The 22,652-nt window shown below is 43.7% G+C and carries 27 protein-coding genes; 21 read left to right on the top strand and 6 right to left on the bottom strand.

Annotation, left to right across the window (positions count from 1 at the left end; all coding sequences use genetic code 11):
• The first annotated feature begins 151 nt into the window (after positions 1-151).
• From KSK55_RS12050 to KSK55_RS12025, 6 genes are all read left to right on the top strand, one after another.
• Positions 152-1,384, top strand: a complete 1,233-nt coding sequence (locus tag KSK55_RS12050; RefSeq protein ID WP_218607040.1) for an exonuclease SbcCD subunit D C-terminal domain-containing protein — start codon at positions 152-154, stop codon at positions 1,382-1,384.
• A gap of 5 nt (positions 1,385-1,389) precedes the next feature.
• Positions 1,390-5,040: an AAA family ATPase gene (locus KSK55_RS12045; RefSeq protein ID WP_218607039.1), complete on the top strand. Its 3,651-nt coding sequence runs from the start codon at positions 1,390-1,392 to the stop codon at positions 5,038-5,040.
• Between the two features lie 209 nt (positions 5,041-5,249).
• The gene (locus KSK55_RS12040) at positions 5,250-5,693 is read left to right on the top strand and encodes a formylmethanofuran dehydrogenase subunit E family protein (RefSeq protein WP_250545185.1); all 444 of its coding nucleotides are present in this window, start codon (positions 5,250-5,252) and stop codon (positions 5,691-5,693) included.
• Positions 5,690-6,433, top strand: a complete 744-nt coding sequence (locus KSK55_RS12035; protein WP_214419399.1) for a metal ABC transporter ATP-binding protein — start codon at positions 5,690-5,692, stop codon at positions 6,431-6,433. Before KSK55_RS12040 ends, KSK55_RS12035 begins: the two co-directional genes overlap by 4 nt.
• On the top strand, positions 6,433-7,263 hold the full coding sequence (locus KSK55_RS12030) for a metal ABC transporter permease (protein WP_218607038.1): 831 nt from the start codon (positions 6,433-6,435) through the stop codon (positions 7,261-7,263). The genes KSK55_RS12035 and KSK55_RS12030 overlap by 1 nt, the downstream gene beginning before the upstream one ends.
• A gap of 25 nt (positions 7,264-7,288) precedes the next feature.
• Positions 7,289-8,170, top strand: a complete 882-nt coding sequence (locus tag KSK55_RS12025; protein WP_218607037.1) for a metal ABC transporter substrate-binding protein — start codon at positions 7,289-7,291, stop codon at positions 8,168-8,170.
• 322 nt (positions 8,171-8,492) lie between these two features.
• On the opposite strand, the gene KSK55_RS12020 is transcribed toward KSK55_RS12025, so the two are convergent.
• The 6 genes from KSK55_RS12020 to mobB all read right to left on the bottom strand — a co-directional run bounded on the left by KSK55_RS12020 (position 8,493) and on the right by mobB (position 13,307).
• Positions 8,493-9,326, bottom strand: a complete 834-nt coding sequence (locus KSK55_RS12020; protein ID WP_214419402.1) for a metal ABC transporter permease — start codon at positions 9,324-9,326, stop codon at positions 8,493-8,495.
• Positions 9,323-10,099, bottom strand: coding sequence for a metal ABC transporter ATP-binding protein (locus KSK55_RS12015; RefSeq protein ID WP_218607036.1), 777 nt, complete (start codon positions 10,097-10,099; stop codon positions 9,323-9,325). The genes KSK55_RS12020 and KSK55_RS12015 overlap by 4 nt, the downstream gene beginning before the upstream one ends.
• On the bottom strand, positions 10,096-11,088 hold the full coding sequence (locus KSK55_RS12010) for a metal ABC transporter solute-binding protein, Zn/Mn family (protein ID WP_218607035.1): 993 nt from the start codon (positions 11,086-11,088) through the stop codon (positions 10,096-10,098). The genes KSK55_RS12015 and KSK55_RS12010 overlap by 4 nt, the downstream gene beginning before the upstream one ends.
• Positions 11,085-11,507: a metal-dependent transcriptional regulator gene (locus KSK55_RS12005; RefSeq protein WP_218607034.1), complete on the bottom strand. Its 423-nt coding sequence runs from the start codon at positions 11,505-11,507 to the stop codon at positions 11,085-11,087. Before KSK55_RS12005 ends, KSK55_RS12010 begins: the two co-directional genes overlap by 4 nt.
• A gap of 98 nt (positions 11,508-11,605) precedes the next feature.
• Positions 11,606-12,568 (bottom strand): hypothetical protein, encoded by a 963-nt coding sequence (locus tag KSK55_RS12000; protein WP_218607033.1) that lies wholly within the window; start codon positions 12,566-12,568, stop codon positions 11,606-11,608.
• Between the two features lie 4 nt (positions 12,569-12,572).
• Positions 12,573-13,307 (bottom strand): molybdopterin-guanine dinucleotide biosynthesis protein B, encoded by a 735-nt coding sequence (mobB, locus tag KSK55_RS11995; RefSeq protein WP_214419407.1) that lies wholly within the window; start codon positions 13,305-13,307, stop codon positions 12,573-12,575.
• A 217-nt stretch (positions 13,308-13,524) separates the two neighbouring features.
• Here mobB and KSK55_RS11990 point away from each other — a divergent pair, with 217 nt between their 5' ends.
• The 15 genes from KSK55_RS11990 to KSK55_RS11920 all read left to right on the top strand — a co-directional run bounded on the left by KSK55_RS11990 (position 13,525) and on the right by KSK55_RS11920 (position 22,650).
• Positions 13,525-15,381 (top strand): PAS domain S-box protein, encoded by a 1,857-nt coding sequence (locus KSK55_RS11990; protein ID WP_218607032.1) that lies wholly within the window; start codon positions 13,525-13,527, stop codon positions 15,379-15,381.
• A gap of 16 nt (positions 15,382-15,397) precedes the next feature.
• Positions 15,398-16,333, top strand: coding sequence for a type III secretion system effector protein (locus tag KSK55_RS11985; RefSeq protein WP_218607031.1), 936 nt, complete (start codon positions 15,398-15,400; stop codon positions 16,331-16,333).
• A gap of 142 nt (positions 16,334-16,475) precedes the next feature.
• The gene (locus KSK55_RS11980) at positions 16,476-16,961 is read left to right on the top strand and encodes a hypothetical protein (RefSeq protein WP_218607030.1); all 486 of its coding nucleotides are present in this window, start codon (positions 16,476-16,478) and stop codon (positions 16,959-16,961) included.
• Positions 16,943-17,284 carry a DUF2109 domain-containing protein gene (locus KSK55_RS11975; protein ID WP_256664000.1) on the top strand — a complete coding sequence of 114 codons (342 nt, stop codon included), beginning with the start codon at positions 16,943-16,945 and terminating at the stop codon, positions 17,282-17,284. Before KSK55_RS11980 ends, KSK55_RS11975 begins: the two co-directional genes overlap by 19 nt.
• Positions 17,281-17,511, top strand: coding sequence for an EhaD family protein (locus tag KSK55_RS11970; RefSeq protein ID WP_214419411.1), 231 nt, complete (start codon positions 17,281-17,283; stop codon positions 17,509-17,511). The genes KSK55_RS11975 and KSK55_RS11970 overlap by 4 nt, the downstream gene beginning before the upstream one ends.
• Positions 17,508-17,744: an EhaE family protein gene (locus KSK55_RS11965; protein WP_218607029.1), complete on the top strand. Its 237-nt coding sequence runs from the start codon at positions 17,508-17,510 to the stop codon at positions 17,742-17,744. Before KSK55_RS11970 ends, KSK55_RS11965 begins: the two co-directional genes overlap by 4 nt.
• On the top strand, positions 17,741-18,208 hold the full coding sequence (locus KSK55_RS11960) for an EhaF family protein (RefSeq protein ID WP_214419413.1): 468 nt from the start codon (positions 17,741-17,743) through the stop codon (positions 18,206-18,208). The genes KSK55_RS11965 and KSK55_RS11960 overlap by 4 nt, the downstream gene beginning before the upstream one ends.
• Positions 18,208-18,804 (top strand): EhaG family protein, encoded by a 597-nt coding sequence (locus tag KSK55_RS11955; RefSeq protein ID WP_214419414.1) that lies wholly within the window; start codon positions 18,208-18,210, stop codon positions 18,802-18,804. The genes KSK55_RS11960 and KSK55_RS11955 overlap by 1 nt, the downstream gene beginning before the upstream one ends.
• Entirely contained in the window at positions 18,797-19,453 is a 657-nt protein-coding gene (locus KSK55_RS11950; protein WP_214419415.1) for a hypothetical protein, read from the top strand. The genes KSK55_RS11955 and KSK55_RS11950 overlap by 8 nt, the downstream gene beginning before the upstream one ends.
• A 2-nt stretch (positions 19,454-19,455) precedes the next feature.
• On the top strand, positions 19,456-19,659 hold the full coding sequence (locus KSK55_RS11945) for a hypothetical protein (protein ID WP_214419416.1): 204 nt from the start codon (positions 19,456-19,458) through the stop codon (positions 19,657-19,659).
• 1 nt (position 19,660) lies between these two features.
• The gene (locus KSK55_RS11940; protein ID WP_218607028.1) at positions 19,661-20,503 is read left to right on the top strand and encodes a respiratory chain complex I subunit 1 family protein; all 843 of its coding nucleotides are present in this window, start codon (positions 19,661-19,663) and stop codon (positions 20,501-20,503) included.
• Positions 20,500-20,745, top strand: a complete 246-nt coding sequence (locus tag KSK55_RS11935; RefSeq protein WP_218607027.1) for a hypothetical protein — start codon at positions 20,500-20,502, stop codon at positions 20,743-20,745. The genes KSK55_RS11940 and KSK55_RS11935 overlap by 4 nt, the downstream gene beginning before the upstream one ends.
• Complete coding sequence (locus KSK55_RS11930; RefSeq protein WP_214419419.1) at positions 20,742-21,119, top strand: hypothetical protein; 378 nt, start codon at positions 20,742-20,744, stop codon at positions 21,117-21,119. Before KSK55_RS11935 ends, KSK55_RS11930 begins: the two co-directional genes overlap by 4 nt.
• Positions 21,116-21,568 carry an NADH-quinone oxidoreductase subunit B family protein gene (locus KSK55_RS11925; RefSeq protein ID WP_214419420.1) on the top strand — a complete coding sequence of 151 codons (453 nt, stop codon included), beginning with the start codon at positions 21,116-21,118 and terminating at the stop codon, positions 21,566-21,568. Before KSK55_RS11930 ends, KSK55_RS11925 begins: the two co-directional genes overlap by 4 nt.
• Positions 21,565-22,650, top strand: coding sequence for a hydrogenase large subunit (locus KSK55_RS11920; RefSeq protein ID WP_218607026.1), 1,086 nt, complete (start codon positions 21,565-21,567; stop codon positions 22,648-22,650). The genes KSK55_RS11925 and KSK55_RS11920 overlap by 4 nt, the downstream gene beginning before the upstream one ends.
• Positions 22,651-22,652: the final 2 nt, after the last annotated feature.

Below are 22,652 nucleotides of genomic sequence, written 5' to 3'. Positions count from 1 at the left end.
CAACAAAAATAAGTCAATTATTGACTTTATCTTATTAAAAAGCATAAAAACACACAAATTCCAATATTACTTATTACCTCTTCTCCAACTATTTTGAGAGATGTGTACCGAAGAAATCGTCATATTGAGTGTAAGGCCAGGTGAATAGAATATGAAGATCCTCCATACCTCGGACTGGCACCTGGGAAACCAGATCTGCGGGCACAAACGGTACGATGAACACGAACAATTCCTCTCATGGCTGTTATCCCTCATCAACCAGGAAGGAGTTGATATCCTCATCGTTGCAGGGGATATATTCGATACAACCACCCCGCCGAACCGTTCCCTGGAACAATATTACCAGTTCCTTGCACGGGCTGCCGGATCCTCCTGCAGGCATATCGTCATTACCGCTGGAAACCATGACTCACCCTCCCTTATTGCAGCACCACGAGAACTCTGTAAATACCTGAATATCACCATCGTCGGCCATGTTCCGGATTACCCTGAGGAACTTGTTACCATACTAAAAGACCGGGACGGAATGCCTGAACTCATCATCTGTCCGGTCCCGTACCTTCGTGACCGGGACGTGCGAACCATGCAGGCGGGGGAGAGTGCCGGAGAGAAGGCGGCAAACCTGGTTGCAGGGATAAAAGCCCGATACCATGCAATTGGTTCATGTGCAGAAACAATGCGGGAGGAGATCGATAATTCCATCCCGATTATTGCAACCGGCCATTTGTTTGCTGCAGGAGGTATAACCAGGGAGGATGACGGATGTCGTGACCTGTACCTGGGAACGCTCGCCTGTGTCGGGACTGATGCATTTCCCTCCTGCATCGATTACCTGGCACTTGGCCACCTTCACCTCCCCCAGAGAGTCTGTGGAAATGACCGGATGCGATATAGTGGTGCACCTTTGCCCATGGGATTTGGGGAGGCAGGACAGACGAAATCAGTCCTTATGCTTGATGTTCAGGATTCACGAAATATGTCGGTGAAAGAGATCGCAGTCCCGGCATTTCAAAGAATGGACAGAATATCCGGAACGTTCGATGAGGTAATAGAGGAACTGTGCAGACTGAAGATGGAGTACTCCCCGGCCCTTGTTGAAGTAATTCTTGAAGATCCCCGTATCATTCCGGATGCATCTGAGAGGATCCGAACCACCATTCAGGGATCGCCCATTGAAGTTTTGAGGGTGAAAGCTCAGCGGGTATCTGCACAGGCATTGCAACCGGGCAGTGATGAAGAGTCGCTTGCCGGGCTCTCTCCTGAAGAGGTATTTAAAAGACGACTTGATGCTGCAGAAATTTCCGGTAAGGACCGTCAGGAACTTCTTGAATCATTCCGTGAGATCTACACAGAACTGCAGGAAGAGGACAATAATTCGGAGTAACAGAGATGAAGATCCTGAAATTGAAATTTTCCAACCTGAATTCTCTTGCCGGAACCTGGGATATTGATTTCACGAATCCCGCATTCACCTCTTCAGGAATTTTTGTGATCACCGGCCCGACCGGATCAGGGAAAACAACCGTTCTAGATGCCATCTCTCTGGCACTCTATGGCAGAACTCCCCGGCTTGGGAAAGTCACCAAGTCAAGCAACCATATTATGACCAGGCATACCGGTGAATGCTCAGCTGAAGTCGTCTTTGAATCACAAAAAGGGAGATTTATCTGTCACTGGAACCAGCGAAGGGCAAGAAATAAACCGGACGGAGAGCTGCAGCCCCCACAGCATGAGATCAGCAGGGCCGATACCAAAGAAATTCTGGCATCAAAGATAAACCAGGTCCAGGAGATAGTAGAAGAAGTAACCGGGATGGACTATGACCAATTTACCAGGTCCATCCTTCTTGCCCAGGGAGGATTTGCCGCTTTCCTTCAGGCCGGGGCAGATGAACGGGCACCCATACTTGAGCAGATCACCGGAACAGCCATCTATTCTAAGTTGTCACAAAAGACTTATGAGCGATATACCAGTGAGCGGGAAAAACTTGACCAGATAAGCCGGGAATGTGATCTCATAGCAGTCCTCTCCCCCGAAGAGAAAGAGAACATAGAGCAGCAGATAGAGGAACTCCGGAGGGCTGCGACCGGAAAGGACGGGGAGATCGCCAGGACCACTGAAGCCATCCGGTGGAGAGAGACGGTTGAAAAACTCCAGTCTGAAATTGATGGCCTTGAAATTGATGCACAGCACCTTGGAGAGAAAAAGGCTGCATTTGAACCTTCCAGACAGACTCTTGTTGCAGGACAGATAGCGGCATCATTCCAGGGATTATATGCTCCCCTTATACTGAAACGCGAGACACTTCAAAAGGATACCGGGCAGCAGAAACAGACAATCAGTATGAGAGATTCCCTCCGTACTACTCTTCCGGATCTTGAGAATTCAGTTCTTATTGCAAAAACCGCAATAGAACAGGCGGAACGGGAACGGAATGAAGGAAATAGACTCATTCAGAGTATCCGAATACTCGATAAGGATATACATGAGAAAAATGCTGAAGTTCTCAAAAGGAAAGAAGAATTAACCGGGCTTCAAAACCTCCTTGCAAAGTATAAAAGTGAGCAGGAACTGGCACAGAAGAGACAGCAGGAAATTCAGAATGAAAAGAACGATGCTGCCAGGTATATTGATCAAAACGCCAGGGATGCAATAATCAGGGATATCTATTCAGGAATAGAAGAAAAGATTCATCAGATCCGTGAAGAACTGAAGGTACATCAGAAGGATGAAGCAGATTGCACCGAACAGAAAAGACTGATTCAGGTAAAGGAACTGGAACTGGCAGTTTTCCATAAGAAACGGGAGATTCTTCAAAAGTCAGTGCAGGAACTGGAGGAGCAGCAAAAAAACAGAGAGGAAGATCTCGAAAGACTCCTCTCCGGCACCACTCTGTCAGATCTGCGACAGAGTCGTGATAGGAAAAAGGTCAGAATAGAACATCTGAACCGGTTGAGTGAGATATTGGCCGGGATAAAGGACATCTATGCAAAAAAAGAAGCATTAACCCAGAAACAGGACGACCTCATCCATTACCTGCAGACATCCGGATATGAAAAAGAACGCAAAGAATCAGATCTTAAACATCATGAAGATCTTCTTGCAACAAAACGGACGGCCGCATTCCTTGCTGCGAAAGTCAGGGATCTGACCGAAGAGCGAAACCAGCTCACAGACGGGGAGCCCTGTCCACTCTGTGGCTCCGTTCATCATCCGTTTGTAACAGAACAGGATATAAAGCCTGACGATATCATCAGTGATTTCGTCGAAGAAGAGAAGATAATCAAGGATCTCACCAGGAAACTGAACACCCTTACGGCAACAACTGCTGAAAAAGAGGGTGAACTCAGAAGATGCACTGAGGATATCACCGACTGTGAAGCGAAACTGAATGAACTGAACCAGGCATGGAGAGATGGAACTGACGCCCTGGGCATTGATCCTGAAATTGATGATGCAACCCTTATATCTTATAAAAATGCCACTGCATCAGAACTGGGAGCCTTGGAGATAACAATCCGTACTGCAGAAGAACACGAGGAGAAGATCAAAAAAGCAGCTCCCCTTTTTACTAACGGCCAAAAAACCCTGACCTCCCTTGAGAAAGAATGCAGAGAAAAGGAGTTTGAGGTTACAACAAGGAAAAGCAAAGTTGAGCAATACCAGGAACGTATCAAATCAGGTGAATTAAAAATTAAGACCTGTTTTGATGAACTAAAACCAACCCTTGCCGATCTCGGCTGCTCCATCAATCGGGAAACCAACTTTGTAGCCTACCTCCTTACCCTGAAAAATCGCCAGAAAAAATTCCAGGAACAGGAAGATCGGATAAAGGCCTGTGAAGAGCAGCTTCGGGCAGTAGATAAAGACATAAGCGGCATCCAGGGGAAGATATCTGAAAAAATAGATGAAGTATCCAGAAAGTTCGGAGAGATCAGGGAGAAGGAATCTACTTTGCAGACTCTGAAAAACGAGCGAAAGGACCGGTTTGGAGAGAAGGATACAGAGAGTGAAGAGAAACGCCTGACCGAAGCGGTTAAAAATGCCAGCGAGATCTTCGAGACCAGACAGAAGGAGAAAAATGATCTCCTTACCCGGATCCAGTCACTTGAAGACCTTCTTTCAGACCTTGAGAAACGAATTTCAGGAGCTCACCATGACATCCGTTCATGTCTTGAAGAATTTCTCACACTCATTCGGCAGGCAGGGTTTGCAGACGAAGAGACCTATACAGCTGCTCTGATGAAACAGGAAGAGATCCTCCGGCTTGAAAAGGTATGGGAAGATATCAGAACAGAAGAGACCAGAATCGGTGAACGGAAAACGTCTGCACAAACCAGGTATGAGGAAGAGCAAAAGAAAAACCTCACAACCAAACCGGTCCAGGAACTGAAAGAAGTACTCGACTTATTTCAAAAACAAAAGGACCAGTTCAAGGAAGATATAGGAAAAAACCAGGAGAAACTTATCCGGCATGAAGAGATGGTGAGGGAGCAGAGTGAGAGGATTGCCATCCGGGATGCCCATCAGCGTGAGGTGGATAAATGGCACCGACTCTATGACCTTATTGGCTCAGCAGATGGGAAAAAATTCAGGGTATTTGCCCAGGGACTCACGTTCTGCATCCTTCTCAGCCATGCGAACCAACACTTAAAACGTATTACCGACCGGTACATCCTTGTCCAGGACAAGGATCTCCCCCTTGACATGCAGGTGATCGATACCTGGCAAGGCGGTGTGATACGGTCTGTTAAGAACCTATCCGGCGGGGAGATATTCATGGTCAGTCTTGCCCTGGCTCTTGGGCTTTCACATATGGCAAGTCAGAATGTCAGAGTTGATTCACTCTTCCTAGATGAAGGATTTGGAACGCTTGACGATGATGCTCTTGAAACCGCTCTTTCAACGTTATCTGGTCTTGAACAGGAGGGAAAACTCATCGGAGTGATTTCTCACGTTTCAGCACTCAAAGAGAGGATTCCTGTTCGGATATCTATAGAGAAAGGGACAAACGGGAGGAGTAAAATATTATTGCCCTGAATCTGGAAGAATACTATCAATAAAATTTAATTTTGATTTGCATAAGTACTAGATTCATCTCCTGTTCACCCAATTCATACAGGTTTTTCCTTCTTGATACCATATATCTAATTTTAGAGAAAATTTTGTGTATATTATTACAAAGTGATCGTTCTTCTCAATTGTTAACATGAGTATATTATTTGTGTTACAAAACAAGATAGATAATAATGAAATGGCATGAGCACTGCCACTATATGGAACTCCCCCGTGAATACCCTGTTACGGAACTCGCCAGATTTCATGGACATCTGGGCCCGTTTATTGTTATCGGATATCGGATGGGGAGATATGCGTTGCAAAACCTAGGTGACAATCCTTTTGCTATCAAAGCCAGTGTGTACTGTTCAGGCACTACCCCACAGTCATGCCTTGCTGATGGCATTCAGCTTGGAAGCGGGTGCACCCTTGGAAAAGGCAATATCGAGATCGTGAAATCTGATGTCGTATACAGCGAGTTCTCATCTGACGGTGCAAAAATTCGTCTGAAACCACTTGGATTAAAACAGTTACCCCAGGATACACCGGATTATGAGCTTGAGATCGAGAAATATGCTGCTGACTTGTATACCCTCCCTGATGACCAGCTCTTCTCGGTTGAGGTACTCTCATGACCAGGGGAACAGACGATATCATTCAATTAGAGAATGTCTGGACGACCTATGAGGGCGCAGACCTACCAGTTATTAAAGACGTCACGCTCGAAATCAAACATGGTGAATTTGTGGTGATTGGAGGACCAAACGGTGCGGGAAAAACGACCTTGTTAGAGACCATTGCAGGACTGCTTCCCATCGTTGATGGGAGTGTTCAGGTCTGCGGTCATGATGTTGTGAAGGACGGGTGTGCTGCACGAAAGAAGATCGGATATGTCATCCAGAATTTTGATTTTCACCCATATACTCCCTTCACCGTTGAGGAAGTTGTTCTCATGGGGCGGTTTGGAAAGATCGGATGGCTGAAACGTCATTCCAGTAGGGACATGGACAAGGTCACGTCGGCCATTCACCAGCTGGGCCTTACTCTCATGCAGAAGAACCAGATTGGTAAACTCTCCGGAGGTCAGCAGCAAAAGGTGCTTATTGCACAAAACCTTGCAAAAGAGCCGGAAGTCCTCCTGCTTGACGAGCCGTTCAGCAACCTTGACATGATAACCAGGGAAGAGGTCAGCAAACTCCTCTGTCAGATTGCGGATGGAGGCATTCCGGTCCTGATCGTCTCTCATGCATTTGATGCCCTGCCTGACCGGGAGATCAGGGTCGTTGTCATGCAACATGGGGAAATCATCCTTAATCAGCTCTCACATCCATCTGAAGTAGGAAACCTGGTTCGATCTGCTTCGGTGGCAGCCTGATGCTGGAATTTCTTATCCCAAATAATGTTATGTGCCATGCAGTGGAGGCGATGCTGTTTGCCTCCCTGGGCTGTGCTCTTTTAAGTGTTCTGATCACCCAGATGAACATCTCATCCATCGGATTTACTATGTCTCATGCTGCTTTTGCAGGAGGTTCAGTCGGGGCATTTTTTGGGTATGCTGTACTTCCATCGGCAGTTATTGTAAGCATTCTTACCGCTTTTCTGATGGGACCACTCAGTGACCGGACCAGGATGCATACCGATACTACCCTCGGGGTGCTCTTTGGGACTATGATGGCTGTAGCGATTTTTTTTATTGCACTCATGCAGGGAACCGGTAAAGGATTTGATGCAAGTTCACTGCTTTATGGGAATGTCATCTCCCTCTATCGGGAGGAGATCTATGCCCTGGCACTCATGTCTTTGATAATCGTCATTTTTCTTTTCGCATTTTACAAAGAGGTAACGGCAATTGTTTTTCACAAACGTCTTGCAGAAATTGCAGGTATAAAAGTGAAACCAGTATACTACGGAATCCTGTTTCTCATTTCTGTTATGGTAGCTCTTAGTATTCCAATTGTCGGTGGATTACTCCTGTATGTCTGGCTGGTAACACCTGCAGCGATTGCCTACCAGTTCTGTAATACTATGCAGAATATGTTCATCATTGCACCACTTATTGCAATAATAATCAGTGTGGCTGGCGCAGTATGTGGGATTGTATATTCTCTTCCAGTTGGGCCATTAACAGCAGTTATTTTTAGCGGTGTTTTTATTTTTGCTGTAGCAATATCACCAAAAAGAAAAATAATATTTCACAAGCATTAATACGAAAACTGCAGAAGTAATAATTATGAAGTATTCAGGATTATTACTTATTCTGGGGATCATCATTGCTCTTATTCCAGGGGCAATGGCCCTGAACGTTGTTACAACGACAAGTGTTCTTTGGGATCCGGTGCAGGAGATTGGAGGAGAGGATGTAAATGTGGTGTACATCGCTGATCCAACCGTCTGCCCGCACCTGCAGGGAGATATTCTGCCCGGCCTGATTCAGAAGAATGCTGAAAATCTTGAGAAAGCAGACCTGTTTTTGGCACATAATGCAAGCATGGATATTGCTACCATGCAGGCGATTGAAAAATTCCGTGATTCCAATGGATATGGAAAGACCACCTGGAAGGTATTAAAACCCGATACAGTCTGGAATACTCCTGATACCGCCGTGGAACTCGCCGATACCGTCCTTGGATGGCTGAAAGCAGCAGATACAACCAAAGCCAACGCATTTGAGGAACGTGCACAGGCATACAAAGAGAAGATTATGGCGGCTGGAAACCTGACCGATGAAGAAAAGGGTCTGCTTGCAAAGAAGTATGCCGTTGCCATTGCCTGGCAGAGAGATTCGGTTGAGAACTGGCTTGGAATAAACGTTATCGATGTATTTGCCCCGGAGTTTGCACTCGGTGGAAATAAGACCCCTGCAAAGATTGTTGATGCCTTAAAAGCTGACCCGCAGAAACTTTATGCACTTGACCTCCTGCCAGGTGGCGGAAAGATCTACGTTATTGAAAATATGCAATCCGGGGAGATGGCTAAAGGAATTGCAGAAGCACTAGAGGACATGGCAATTTATTCGAACAGGGTCATTTTTACCAATTTCCCAAAGTCAGTGGAAGGAGTAAATTCTATTCCGGATGTACTGAAATACAACAAAAACCTGATACTTCAGTAACCCCTTTTTTCTCTCAATGAACTATAGAGAAAATTTTCATATATTTTGTTACCCAATAGAGAATAGTATTACTGTGATGACCTTCAGATCCTGCGTGGAAAATATATACATCATATGATACACAACCGATCAACCGTTTCATCAAAAAATGCCCCATAAAAAACACCCGGGCAAGTTCTGCCAGATAATCTGGTCATCACAGTATTACGAGTTATAGGATACAATACAGAATATTGTAGAAATACTGTTTTTATATCCAAATTCGTCTCAAAATACTCAATAAGGGACAGGGATTATTATACATGCCTGACGTTTTTAAAAATCAAGTAAAATTCAAGCTGATTGAATTCCTTCTGATCAGAATACTCCTTCCAAATGAAACAAGGAGATAAAAAGCCACTCCAAGGAGAATTATTGTTGAACCAGATGGCACATCATACAACCATGAGAGCATGATGCCTGTAGTGGTAAGAACCATACTGGTACATGTTGCCAGGATCATCATTCCTTTCAGGGTTTTAGAAAATGGACGCGCTATTGCTGCCGGAAGAGTCAGAAGAGCAATAACAAGAATAATGCCAACCACCTGGATCAAAACAACAACAGAGATTGCAATAAGGACAAGAATTAACAAGTGAAGCCACCTGGTTGGAAGACCAGATATCTGTGCATATTCTGAATCAAAGGCAACTGCCTGCATTACCGGATATAACACGAGGAACAGAAAAAAAACCAGACACCCAAGTACTGCGATTATGGTTAAATGTTCAGGTGGAACAAGCAGGATATTACCAAAGAGATAACTGAACAAATCAGGGGTGTATCCAGGTGTCAGGGAGAGGCACAATATACCAAAAGCCATACCCCCAGCCCAAAATGCCCCAATAAGAGTATCAATATGCTCTTTTGCTCGTTCTACAAGTACCCATATAAGAGATGCTATTCCTAGTGTGAACCAAAAAGCTCCCACGAGTGGATCGATGCCTATCAGATATCCAAGCCCAATTCCACCGAATGCTGCATGTGAAATTCCTCCTGCAACTGAAATCATGTGTTTGACAACAACGTAACTGCCAATAATACCACAGATAACGGATGCAAGGAGTCCTGCTACCAAAGCAGAACGAAAAAATTCAAACCCGAGTGCCTCTATCATGATTCATCACCGTGCTTTTCTAGTACCCGGTGAGGAATATCCCCATGGGTGATAAGATCAACAGGACAACCATATGTTTTCGAGATCATGTCAGATGATATCTGATCACTCTCATGTTGGTACAGGCGTCTGTTCAGACAGGCCACCCTGTTTACATGTCTTGATACAACCCCGATATCATGAGTTATCATAAGAATTGTGATTTCTTGAGAAAGTGCGGTAAGAAGATTATAAAAATGTTCTTCAGTCGGTGTGTCTACAAATACCGTCGGTTCATCAAGAATGAGTATTTCCGGTTCTCCGGCAAGTGCACGAGCTATCAGGATCCGTTGTCTCTCTCCGCCTGAAAGATCATGGATCGGACGATTTTTTAGATTTTCAGCAGAAATACGTGAAAGTGCCTGTGATGCAGCATTATAATCCTCACGAGAGTACCTTTTTATAAAACCAGGTTTTTTTCCAAGTCTTCCGGTCATTACCATTTCATGTACGGTAATGGGGAAGGAAAAGTCAAAAGGATGATGCTGTGGCACATAACCTATCCGTGCCCGGGTAGTTTTATCTGCAGGTTTTCCAAACAGAAAAATTTCACCTGATTCATAAGGGATGAGACCGAGCATAGCACGGAGAAGAGTTGTTTTTCCAGCACCATTTGGCCCGATAATAGCGAAAAAATCCCCTTTGAATACAGAAAGGGAAACTGAATCAAGTATGCATTGTTTCCCATTAGAAATGCATATATTTCTGACTTCGATAATCGGGTCCTGTCTCATAAGGTACCTGAAATTTTTTGAGCAACACGATGCATATTTTCAAGATAATCTGATGCCAGGGGACTTATAAGTATTATGGTTCCATTGATTTCCCGTGCAAGGGTCTCAGCTTCCCGGGTTGAGCTTTCTGGTTCAGTAAAAACATATTCAATACCCTCTTCTTTTGCTCGGGTAACGATTTCAGCAAGTTTTTGTGCTGATGGCTCTTGCCCGTTTTCTTCGACAGCAAGTTGAGTAAGATTATAATCCCTACATAAATATCCAAATGCCGGATGATAGACCAAAATGGTCTGTGAAGATCGATCTTTCAGAGACTGAAGTATTGTATTATCCAAATCAGATAACTTACGCAGATATACATCCCTGTTTATTTCAAACGAATTCTTCATTTCAGGCCTAATTCCAGAGATGGCACCACAAGATTCGTTTATGATAAGAGCCGCATTTCGTAAAGATACCCAGACATGAGGATCATTACGCTCTGTATTCCCGTTCTCATGTATCAAATCAGTCATATCTTGAGCATCATGGCTATCATGAGATGCAGGTAAGAAATGAACATTTTTTGATGTATTCACAATTGGAAGTTTTGGGTACTGGTTTTGAATTCTGGATAGCCATCTGTTTTCAAATTCTATTCCAGATCCCAATGACAGATAGAGATCAGCTTTTTCCAGTGCTGCAATTTGTGATGGTGTTGGTTCAAATGTGTGTGGGCTTGCACTTTGTGGAACCATAACTAGTACCGACACCTCCTCATTACCGGTGATCGCCCGAATAAATTCTTCCTGGGGTGGAATGGTGCAGGCAATAATGAAATCTGATTGTGGTCCATTTTGGAGGTCAGTTCCAAGACAGCCCCCGGATAGAATTATAAAAATCGTAACAATCAAAAGAGAAATAAAAATTTTTAGAGAGTTATTAGGATCTCTCACCATTGTTGATACAGGAGAAAGACTTGATTTTAGCTTTAAGCTTACTTTTTTCATATAAAATCTCCACAACAGGCCGGATCACGCTCAATAATACCACAAGCGGCTTTCCTTGGATGTCCAAGTGACCGGCATATCTGATCAACATGCTCTTTTGGTACCAGATGCTCGATTTTTTCGGCCTGTTCACATGCATCATGCTCAGAAAGGCCCGCTCTATTTAACATCAGAGAAAGAATCCGATGTCTCCTCTGAATAAAACGAGTTATATTCTCCCCTTCGGTAGTAAGTACCACTTTCTGATAGGGATCATACCTGATATACCCGGCCTCCCCAAGTTCATGCAGAGAACGGGTGACAGTAGATGTCCGGATCCCAAATTTCCCTGCAATATCTCCGGACTTTACCCCATCTTTTTGTGAATAAATAAACTTTAAAAACCGGATTTTTTGTGGTGTATCGATCCGGATTGCCATAGATGATAATGGATATGATTCGCAATAAAGCTATCAGCTAAAAAACAGATTTTCATTCAATGTCAAAAATCAAAATCAAAAAAATGAAGATTTCTCTATTATTGACGATCAAGACTGTGATCCATATCAGGATCCTGCCATTTTTTTAAGGTCTTTTGAACTGATTTTTTTCCAAAAAGATGATCTCGAAAGATAGGATCAGGTCGGATGCCACGTTCCTCAAAAATTGAAAAAACGCATACATCTCTCACTGGACATGCCCTGCATTTTGGTCCGGGTCCACACCAGGAAGAACCTATCAGATAAAGAGGACGATCTAATACCCACGGATCAACTGGTGCAATCATCCTGGCAAGACGACGGGCCTTCATAGGAGTGATGCTGCTTCCATCACCACATATCATCCGGCCCAGGACCCGGGAATCAACAATATCCCCAACGATATCAAATGGGCCCTGAATATACCCCTTGTCCTTTAATATCCCAACAATGAGACAGGCAATTGAACGAGGAATTTGGAGCATCAATAGTCGTTTGTATACTGACTCAGGATCCTGCTCATACCCCATCCAGATCTGCCGACCATCGCCTGCATAAAACCTAACGATTAAATTTGCGATATGATAAATCCGGGCATGTACCTTCTCATCCGGATGGAGATTATAATCAAAAAAACGTTCATTCCACCCCTCTTCAGTATGATCAAGAATGGATTGCCAGAGATTTTCAGGATCGTCCAGAACCTCTTCGGCAAAAAACTCAACATTATCCCATATATCAGTATTCCCGGATCTTATCTCAAGGAAACAGGCACAAAGAAATGCATTCGCCTCTTTTCTTCCCATTGGAACAGTTGACGCTTCACCCAAGATTGAGCACTCAGATTCCCCAAACCGGGGATTATTTTCCCGCAATCTCATTAACGCAGAGGCAACAACTCTAACCAGATCACATGTGACCTTTTTAATCATTTCAGGATCATGTGATGGTGGTTGAGCCATCAAGGCAATCAATTCTGAAATCCGGTTTTCTCCATCTGAAGATAAATGTTTACGAATCATATCATCATATACGTGGATCTTTTTCAGAACGATTATCCTGCATTGATTGCATCACATAAGGAGAAATTCTCTGCATGGCGTCAGACAAATATTGTACAGCAATAAGTGGATCTTTTGCAGATAATGCCACATACACCGGAAAATTGTCGGAATCAGACCATTTTTGAACGCGAATCCGAATACTAGTGATATGTGATTTAGCTAAAAAATCTTTTTCAACCTCTGCACAAAAATCAACAGTATTTTTATAATCTGTTGTATATCCTGACCATGTCAGGATATTATCATCAGGGTGCTGAACTCGCATCTCATTTACAAGACCGGGGAGTGTATACCAATCATCAAACTGATCGAGAACGGATAAAACCTGTGGAATCTCTGGACTTTTTAACAGGAACGAACAATCCAAATCTCCAATAAGAATCTTTTGAAATGGTCTGCTCTTAAAACCTTCAATAACTGCATATTGAACACCTGCATCGGAAAGAAAATTCAGGGCGTCGTCAAGGTTTACACTGTGAAAACAAGCAGATGTTTTTTCTTCATCAATCCCAATTGCAGGATCAGCTCCAGACTGAAAGTGCAGTGTTGTGTCCTTTCCAACCGGTAGTTTACTGTGATGACTTCCAATATGTTTGATAGTCGCTGTTCTCCCAAGTAAAACAAGGTGTGAACAGAGCTGAAGAATATATGTTGTTTTCCCAGAGCCTGACCACCCGGCTATATGAAGGATTTTCATTCAGAAGATGATACCTCCGGACAATATACGATCCTATAGGTAATCACTTTTTTTTAAATAAGGTGATATAATCCGTGGAGAATAATTAATCAATAAAGAAAATAGAACAAAGCGCTCCATAGTATATCTTTATGTTCAGATTCTTTTCAGAGGAGTTATTAAGTAATTCAATCCCCAACTCCAATTCTAAGAATAATCCATACAGGAGTAACAATCATTGATTTTTTCTACTTTTTCACGAAGACTTGCAGGTCTGATTCTAATTTTACTCCTTTTTTCATTGATAGCCCTTGTTTTTCTCTGGTATGCCGGTTCATTAGATATAATTGATGATGAATTCCATAATCGTCAGAACCTGACTGATCAGATCCTGATGCAATCAATAATATGGATCGACCGTGGGATATCCCTCTATGAACTACAATATATCCCCTCACTCGAAAAGGCGATGGAATTATATCAGGATGCATACCTAAAATCCGGCGGAAATATTACTGATCTTGATCTTGAACTATTAAAACAACAGGCTGAGAGAGAGCTTGGAGACAGTTGGGACTTTTATCTTGTCGACGAAAATGGAATTGTCCTGAAAAGCACTTTCAAAAATGATATAGGACTTGACTTTAAAATCTGGCCTTCATTTTATGAACTTGTGAGTCAAATCAGGACAAATGGCACTTTTGTTCCTGACCGGATGGTGAAAGGCTATGCGCAAAATGCACCATATCGGAAATTCGCATATATGGGAACTCCTGATGGGCGGTATTTATTAGAAGTGAGCAGGAATTTTCAGTATCTCCTTCCAAAGGCATCAGGGGCATCGTATAAGGAACTGATCCATAACCTTCCTCAACTAAATCCGGATATAATCTCCCTTGAGTTGTACAATTCTAAATATGAAGTTGTATCTAGATTTACATCAGACAACACACCCAAAAATCCGACAACCAATACACTTCAGCAGATCATCCGTACATTCTCAGAAAGAAAAAATTCTGAGGAAACGGATATAGAAAGTGGAAACATTGTTCGATACACGCATCTCGCAATAAATGATACTGACTCTCCATCAGCTTCTGAAATGTTCCTGGTTGCACGGACTGAATACTCAACAGAGAACCGGGATCAGAAAAAAGTTGCACTGACAATCATTTTGGGTGGATTTTTACTGCTCACCGGGTTTGTTGCATCCGGAGTCGCAATTGCAGGTTCACGGTATCTTTCCAAACCAATTAACCGGATTGTGGAGGATATTCAATATATCGCAGATGGAGATCTTGACCACAAAATACGAGAATCAGGTTCTTCAGAATTTCTGGTCATTGAAAAAGCGATTACCCAGCTTGTAACCAGCCTCAAACAAACAATTGCCAGTTTGAAGAAGAGAGAAGAAGAACTGATGGATGAACTCAGCAAGAGATGGAGGGCTGAACAAAATTATCGAAGACTCTTTGAATCTGCCCATGAGGCTATCTTCATACTAAAGGGGACAACAATTGAGAGTTGTAATAATGCTGCAACTAATCTTGTGGGTAGAAATCTCAAAGAAGTGATTGGGAAAGAGATTTACGAATTATCTCCACCTATCCAGCAGGATGGTTCTGTATCAAGCACTGCTTGTACACGGATTATGAATAAGGTCATACAAGGTGAGATTTCTAAAATCGAATGGGATTTAGAGAGAAAAGATGGCACTATTATTGAAACAGAAGCACAGTGTAGTGCTGTCTTGTCAGGCGACGATATTATGGTTATGGCATTATTCCGGGATGTCACTGAACTAAAAGAGATGCGAAAAAGAGAAATAAAGGCAATAATTCAGATTGAAGATAATCTTGTAAACCTGGCGGCAATTAATGATCAGATCAGAAATCCCCTCACAGCAATTTCTATCTTAAACGAAATGCAGGACGGGGAATTTAAAATAAAAATACAGGAGCAAGTAAAAGCTATCGATGAACTAATCAATGAAGTTGACAAACACTTTATTAATACTGATAAAGTTCGTCTTTTCCTTATAAAGCATTATGGAATCCACCAGAAGAGTGAGTACAAAAAAGAACAAAAGGATTAAAATCTCACGATTTCTCATGGAAAAATTTCACATTCTGGCAATCATTTTAATCCTGTTTATTCTATCTGAGTGTTGTTTCGCAGATGAGCAATCCCCAAGTTTTGCAGCTTTTGGACAAATTTCATTCTCCGAAGATGTCACTGATGAGAGTGTTCCAATTGGTCCTGTATCAGAATACCAATATGGAACGACCAAGATCAGTGCAATTTTCCCTTACATGTTTATGGAAGATGGGATAACTGTCGATGTTCTATGGCTCTATAATGGTGAATGGTTTTATTCAACAGAAGAAGAATGGGATGAAGGAGAAGAAGGGATTACCCATCGAACCATTTCCTGGGAAGATGACAGGGTCCTAGATTCGGGAACTTATACACTCCAGCTTTTAATTAATGATCAACTTGCAAGATCTGCAGAAATTGAAGTTTTGCAACCAGAAGAAGAGGTAACTACTGAGCCCTCCAGAAACCTGGAAGACTTAATTGATCCTGATCTCATGCAAGCATGGGAGATACTTGCCTATTCAAATAATGACCTCCTCGAAGATCTAGCAGGGCTTGTAACAGATTATGGAATTGAGCTTGTACTCACTGAAGAGATTGATTCAAATGGGCAGTATGTTTATGTTCATGAAAAAAAGGAACCCGGGAAGGTATACATAGCCTGGGATTATTGGAAAAGAAAATCCTGGGAAGAAGTCAGTGGGACCCTCGCACACGAACTGACACATGCAGTACAGCACCTCACTAGTGATGAAAAGACCTTTGGATGCACTATTGAACGAGAATATGAGGCATATATGGCAGAATTTTATGTCCTCATGGAAACGGGCAGAGAAGATATTCTAATGGACTCATGGTCAGCAATCTATAATCCGAAGACTGGAAAGATATGGAAAAGTGAGCTTTGGAAAGCTCTGAAAGAAACATATTCGTCATGCCCAGAATACTAAATTTTCCTCATATGAGGAAAATAATGACTCAACTCGCAGAACATACCTGTAATTCCTGCCCATTTTTTCCTCATACGGGTATATCATCACAGATCACAACCTTTAATCTCTACCCGGACGAAGCGTACGTTACATAACCGGCATGATTACTTCGTTCCTTCAGATTGCCTTTGCGGCCCTCTGCTGCTGGGTTCTCTTTATCACTATTGATATAATTTGGGCACTGCCCCGTGAAGGGGGGGTTGTCGGAGCTAAAGCAATTGCAACGGCAGTCGAAAAAGCTGGAGGTGACATCAGAGGAGGAACTATGATGGGAAATATCGTATCCTCCCCTGATGCATCTGCAGGTACTCTCCTGGCTGCTTGTGGAGTGTACTGTTTAGGAATTCCAGGTGGTTTGATGGCAACTATCCTGGTATATATCGGCAACCGGATCTGCTATGATCCAGGTTATGCCGGAACAACAGGATGTTTTTTTGCTACTTTTATGGTATATCTTGGAACCCTTGGCGGAATACCCGCAGAATATTTTATCGCCGGGATGGTCATCGCTATTCTGACAATTCAGGGGATTTCACATAAACACGCAAGCAGGCTTCTTGGAGCATTATGGAGGATCCGGAGATGAGCATCAGTGGATCAGAAGAACTGCTCAACATGGTTTCCGGGCCATTTTCTACCTCACAGATTAGCCCCCCATCTGAAAGTGCAGAACTTGCTGCATTAATCTGTGGGCTGATTGCTCTCTATGCAGTCATCAGAATTATTCTTGAACAGGATGTCATGCGAAAACTGCCATTCCTGAATGTATTTAGTTTTGCAATTGCAGGGATAATGGCCCTTCTTATTCCTCACCCGCTTGGAATTATTGCCGCTGCAGCCTACTTCGTCGGCTCAACATTTGAATCAAATGCTATAGCAAGCACATGGGCCGGAGGGGTAGAGGAATGAACATCCTGTTGATCCTATTATTTTGTATCATTATCCTAATCGGAGGGATATATGCAGGATTCGCACGGGATCCCTATGCAAAACTTATCGCAATCGGAATTATTGGAGGAGGTATAATGCCCCTCATTGTTGCACGTGGGTATGTGGATGTGGCAGCAGCCCTTGCAGTGATAATACCACTTTCAACAATTTTCGTTCTTCAGCTCTGTAAAAAGGGGGCTGAATGAGCCCTGAGTTTTTTATAGGTCTGATTCTGCTCATCATCGGAACGTGGGTAAGTGCCTTTCCCCGTGACCGGGAGTACCTGACCCGTCTTATCAACCTGGAGATTCCGGCATTCGGACTGCTCCTCGTTGCATTGTCATTTGATGAAACGCTGGCATTATTGACATTCATCGCAGTATCAACCCTGACTACCTTTGTTCTCGTGTTGTTGATTGAAAGGAGGGCAAAAGAATGATACGGTGGATAGGACGTGGCTTTCGGATATTCTCGAACTGGATGTCCACCTATGAAAACCTCGTTGCAGTGTACGCTGCATTAGGCATTGTAGTTGCCATATGCGGGGTAATTATGGTTCCGATGTTAAGTTATCATGAGGACCAGATCTATTCAAAAACAATTAACCGGGATTCAACACTTGATCCCTATGACCGGGGAGGAATTCCGTTTACCAGAGTCGATATTAAATCACAGTACCCGGATAACTCCCCTACAGCCGGGTACGTGACAACATACCTGACACCTTTCTCCTGGTTCCTGGCAAATAATACGCATTTCCTCGGAACAACAATTGTTGCACATCCAGGAGGAATCCTTGATGAAATCCTCTATAACACACGGGGCCTTGATACCGTGGTAGAGACGAGCATTCTTTTTACTGCATTTGCCATTGCATCATTTCTTTTCAGGAGGAAAGACTGATGGATTTTTATCAGATCGGTTTATTAGGCACCCTGAGTTGTGTTGCCATATCATTCATTGCTCTTTTCTTCGAACGGGATGATATCCATAAAATTCTGGTTGTGGACCTGATAGAAACCACAGGTCTTGTTCTCATCTGCCTTGTTGCAACTGATCTTGCAGAAGCCCTGATCCTCCCGGGGCTTGTAGTCGGTATATCTGAACTGTTGATGCTCACTGAGTTGTATATCCGGAAAGAGAAACTCCCTCTTCCGACATTTCAACCAATCCGGATTGAGGTCATGCGGACAGCACCACCCATTATTACCTTTGCCCTGGTAGTGTATGGAATAATCCTTTCAGGTTTTTCAGGTGGTGCAGTTGCAGGAATAGGGCTTGTATTCTACTTCCTCTGCAAGGGATATGAAGAACGGTTTGTGCTGCTTGAGACGATATCCGGGTACGCATGGGCACTCTGGATTGTGGCATTCTTTATTTTCATGATACTGCCACAGGCATGGATGATTGCCGTGATGCTCTCCGGAGGAGCGATCCTCGTAAAAGTAACCACCAAAATGGCACTTATCGGCACCATGCGGGAGGGACGAAATGTTTGATCTGCCTATCGAAGGAGAGGAACTCTTTGTCCTGGAGTTTGGAGACATAGTCAACTATTTCAGTCTGTATACCACGACATTGTTTTTGTTTGCGACAGCTTTTATCATCATCGCCATAATTGCACGACCAGAAAGACAGACTGATATCGTATTTGGAACCGATGCTATCTATACAAAAGAAATAAACCCAGAGAACCTCAGGTTCCAAAGGTTCATGGCAATTGCCTGTGGTCTTGCTACTCTTGGTGCAGTAAGTTCCGGCGATCTTTTTAATTTTTCTCTCTTTACCGCACTAATCGGTATTACCAATATTGGAATCGTTGCCGGAGTCAATAACCGGTATGTCCTGAATGCTGCGTATAATTATGGGATAGTGGCCATGGTTGCTACAACATTTCTCTTTGGTGGTGCAGCAACAGCCCTTGGAACCTGTGGAACACTGTCTATTTGGGAGCTTGCCGGTATGGGGATGGTTCCCCTGGCTGCAAAAATGTTTTTGGTTCTTGGTGTAATGGGAGAAGGGATGGCTCCCTTTTACATTGCAAAAGCAGAAATTACACGAGCTCCAGGAGCTCCGTACGTTCTTATGATCCATGTTAGTTCACTGCTCATCTTCCTTCGGGTCATCGAAATTATTCTGACGGTGTAATAATGAAAAAAGAGTCATATCTGATAGTAACAATCATCACGGCAATAATTCTTGGACTTGCATCATATGCCGTTTCTATCGGAATTGAACCGGGATGGCTTGCAGTTGTAATAATTGTACTTACCTTTCCGCTCTTCATCCTGGCACTCTTTCTCTGGTGGAATGCATCGAATACAGATGGGGATATCCCCTTTACCGGGTATTAACATGATAACACTGATAATTCCAGCAGTTTTTATCGGCCTTCTCTTTCATGGCATACATCGGAAAGTAATCGCCAGAATACAGGGACGACCCGGACCGCCGGTTTGGCAGGAAATATTACACACTCTAAAATTTTCGTTTAAACAGACATGGATACCGAAAACAGCGAGTATGCCAATGTTCGTTTTCATAGTGGCAGTATCCATCGCAATCTGGACCGGGGCATTCTATATTGTATTTAGTGGTGGGAGCCTTCTTCTCCTCTTTGCTGTATTTATGCTTCACAAAATTACTGAACATGGGCTTGGACTCTCATCTGGATCCCCATATGGTAAATTCGGGGCTATCCGATCAGTCATGTCGGCAGCATCAGAGATCCCCCTATTTGCAACAATTGCTGGAATTTATGTAGTTACCGGATCGCTTATGATCAGTGACATCATTGCATACCAGCAGGCACATGGGCCATTATTAATCGGGGCATTTCCTATCGCCATCGCTCTTTATATCGTTATTCTATCAAAAATGCATTACGGACCATTTTCGATTATTGAAGCGAAGGAGATTGTTTCAGGAAACCGGACTGAACACTTCGGTGTCTGGAGGGCAGGGCTAGAGGTTGCCTATGCTCTCAAAACATTTGTTTTACTATCAGTGTTCGTTCTGCTCTTTATCGGAGGGCTTCCCTGGTATCTGATGCTGCTCGCAATGCTGGTTCTCCTTGTCTCCCTCTCATTCGTTTGTGCTTTTACTCCCATGCTCTCACCATTTGATGCCGTAGCCCTGCAAACAGTCATTACAGGAATTCTTGCAATATACATCATATTCACAGGAGTGATGGGATGAACCGGATTCAGATAACCCTCCTGGGAGGAGCAATTGTTTATGGATTGCTATTTGCCATGGAACTCATTCAGGGGCATGTTTTGTGGCAGGCAATTATTGGAATTGCCCTTCTGGCTTTTCTTGCAGTTCTCCCATATACAAAGGAAGATCACATGCTTCATACGGGTGAAATGATCGCAATATGGATATGTATTCTCCTTTTCGGGCTGTACGCGATTTTAAAATCCGGAGGACTGGTATGACAGAAGTATACGAACGTGACCTGTATGAGATGAAATATGCTATTCTCAAAAGTCCATATCATAAAAAAGTGATCACAGCCTGTGCAGATCTGCTTGAAATCCCTCCTATGAAGATGCGACGGCTCCTTATAGAAAACCTTGATATGATGATGCTTGAATCTCTTGGAGCAAGATTTGACAGCTGGATGAATCAGGTAGATCGAAATGAAGGTGTCAGACGAGAAATCGGGTATGATCTTTTTACCAGATTTATCCCCGTTATATCCCAGGCGGATTTGGACAAATCACTCAGGGAAGTCACAGATAACCCCGATGATCCTGAAAACGTTCGGGTAATCCTTCGAAGATTACTATTTGGGGAGATTTCATCATGACATTGCTTCAGTCAGTAAAAAATGCTGTCAGACAACGATCCATTCATGTCTGTTATGTAGATACTGGTTCTTGTAATGGGTGTGATATCGAAGTCCTGGCATGTCTGTCTCCCCGTTATGATCTTGAACAATACGGTATCTATGTCCATAATAATCCCCGTGAAGCGGATGTACTTCTGGTTATCGGAGGTGTGACGCCCCAGTGGGAAGACAAATTGAAAATGGTATGGGATAAAATCCCTGAACCCAAGGTAGCGGTGTCCATTGGAAACTGCCCGATATCGGGATGTGTCTTTTCAAGGCCACAGACACTCACAAAAGCTCCTGCTAAGAGTTATATCCCGATTGCTGCAGAGGTTCCCGGCTGTCCTCCACGACCTACAGAGATCATTCAGGCAATCCTATCAGTAGCTCCTCTGATTTTCAAAGACTGGGAGATCCGGAGATGAGAAAAACAGTTGATGTATCAATTCCGCTCGGACCAGTACATCCCATCTTCAAGGAACCATGCCGGATAAAGTGTGAGACATTCGGCGAACAGATCCTTGCAGCAGAAGTAGAGCTTGGATACATGAAGAAAGGAATAGAACGGATAATGGTCGGCAGACCCTGGCAGGAAGTCATGTTCCTTGCTGAACGGGTGTGTGGAATCTGTTCAGTCATCCATAACTTTGTGTTTATCGAGACGATGGAGAAGATATCAGGAGTCATGGTTCCAGATCGGGCAGCATACCTCCGGGTGTTGGCAAATGAGCTAGACCGGATGCAAAGTCACCTCATTGCAAACTTCTCGTACTGTTATACCATCGAACATGAGACCATCGGGATGTATCTCCTCAATATCCGTGAAACGGTCATGGACATGCTCGAATATCTTACCGGTGCCAGGGTTACCTGTGCATATATCATTCCGGGAGGAGTACGGTTTGACCCTGATAGTGAAGACCTTACGCGGATTATGAACGCCATGGATGATGTTGAGCGTGAAACCCGCCGGTACATGAATATGTTTGAATCCGGACCGCTTATCGGACTTCGAAGTAAGGGAATCGGAGTGATGACACGGGAGCAGGCAGAGCTCATCCACGCAGTCGGGCCCACTGCACGGGCCTGTGGTATTACAACCGACTGCAGGTCAGATCATCCGACATACCAGAGACTGAACTTCTCGCCTCTCGTACGGACTGAAGGGGATAACTATGCCAGGGTTATGCTTCGTTTCCAGGAAATATTACAGAGTGTGGATCTGATTAGATCAGTTATCCGTACCCTGCCAGAGGGAAAAATACGGGGAGGAGGTACTATTGGAAGAGGAGAGACCACTCATCAGGGTGAAGCACCCCGGGGAGAACTAACCTACCGGGTAAAATCAGACACCCATGGAAGAATCCAGGAGATATCTATCCAGACCCCGTCTATTATGAACATCGAAGCATGTGCACGATACATGATTCCGGGTGTAACATCGGTTGCAGATGTCACTGCGGCATATATCAGCTCTGACCCGTGTATTGCCTGTACTGAGAGGTAACC

The organism is Methanospirillum hungatei, from assembly GCF_019263745.1.
Taxonomy (GTDB): Archaea; Halobacteriota; Methanomicrobia; order Methanomicrobiales; family Methanospirillaceae; genus Methanospirillum; species Methanospirillum purgamenti.
This window is presented reverse-complemented; position numbering and strand designations above follow the sequence as displayed.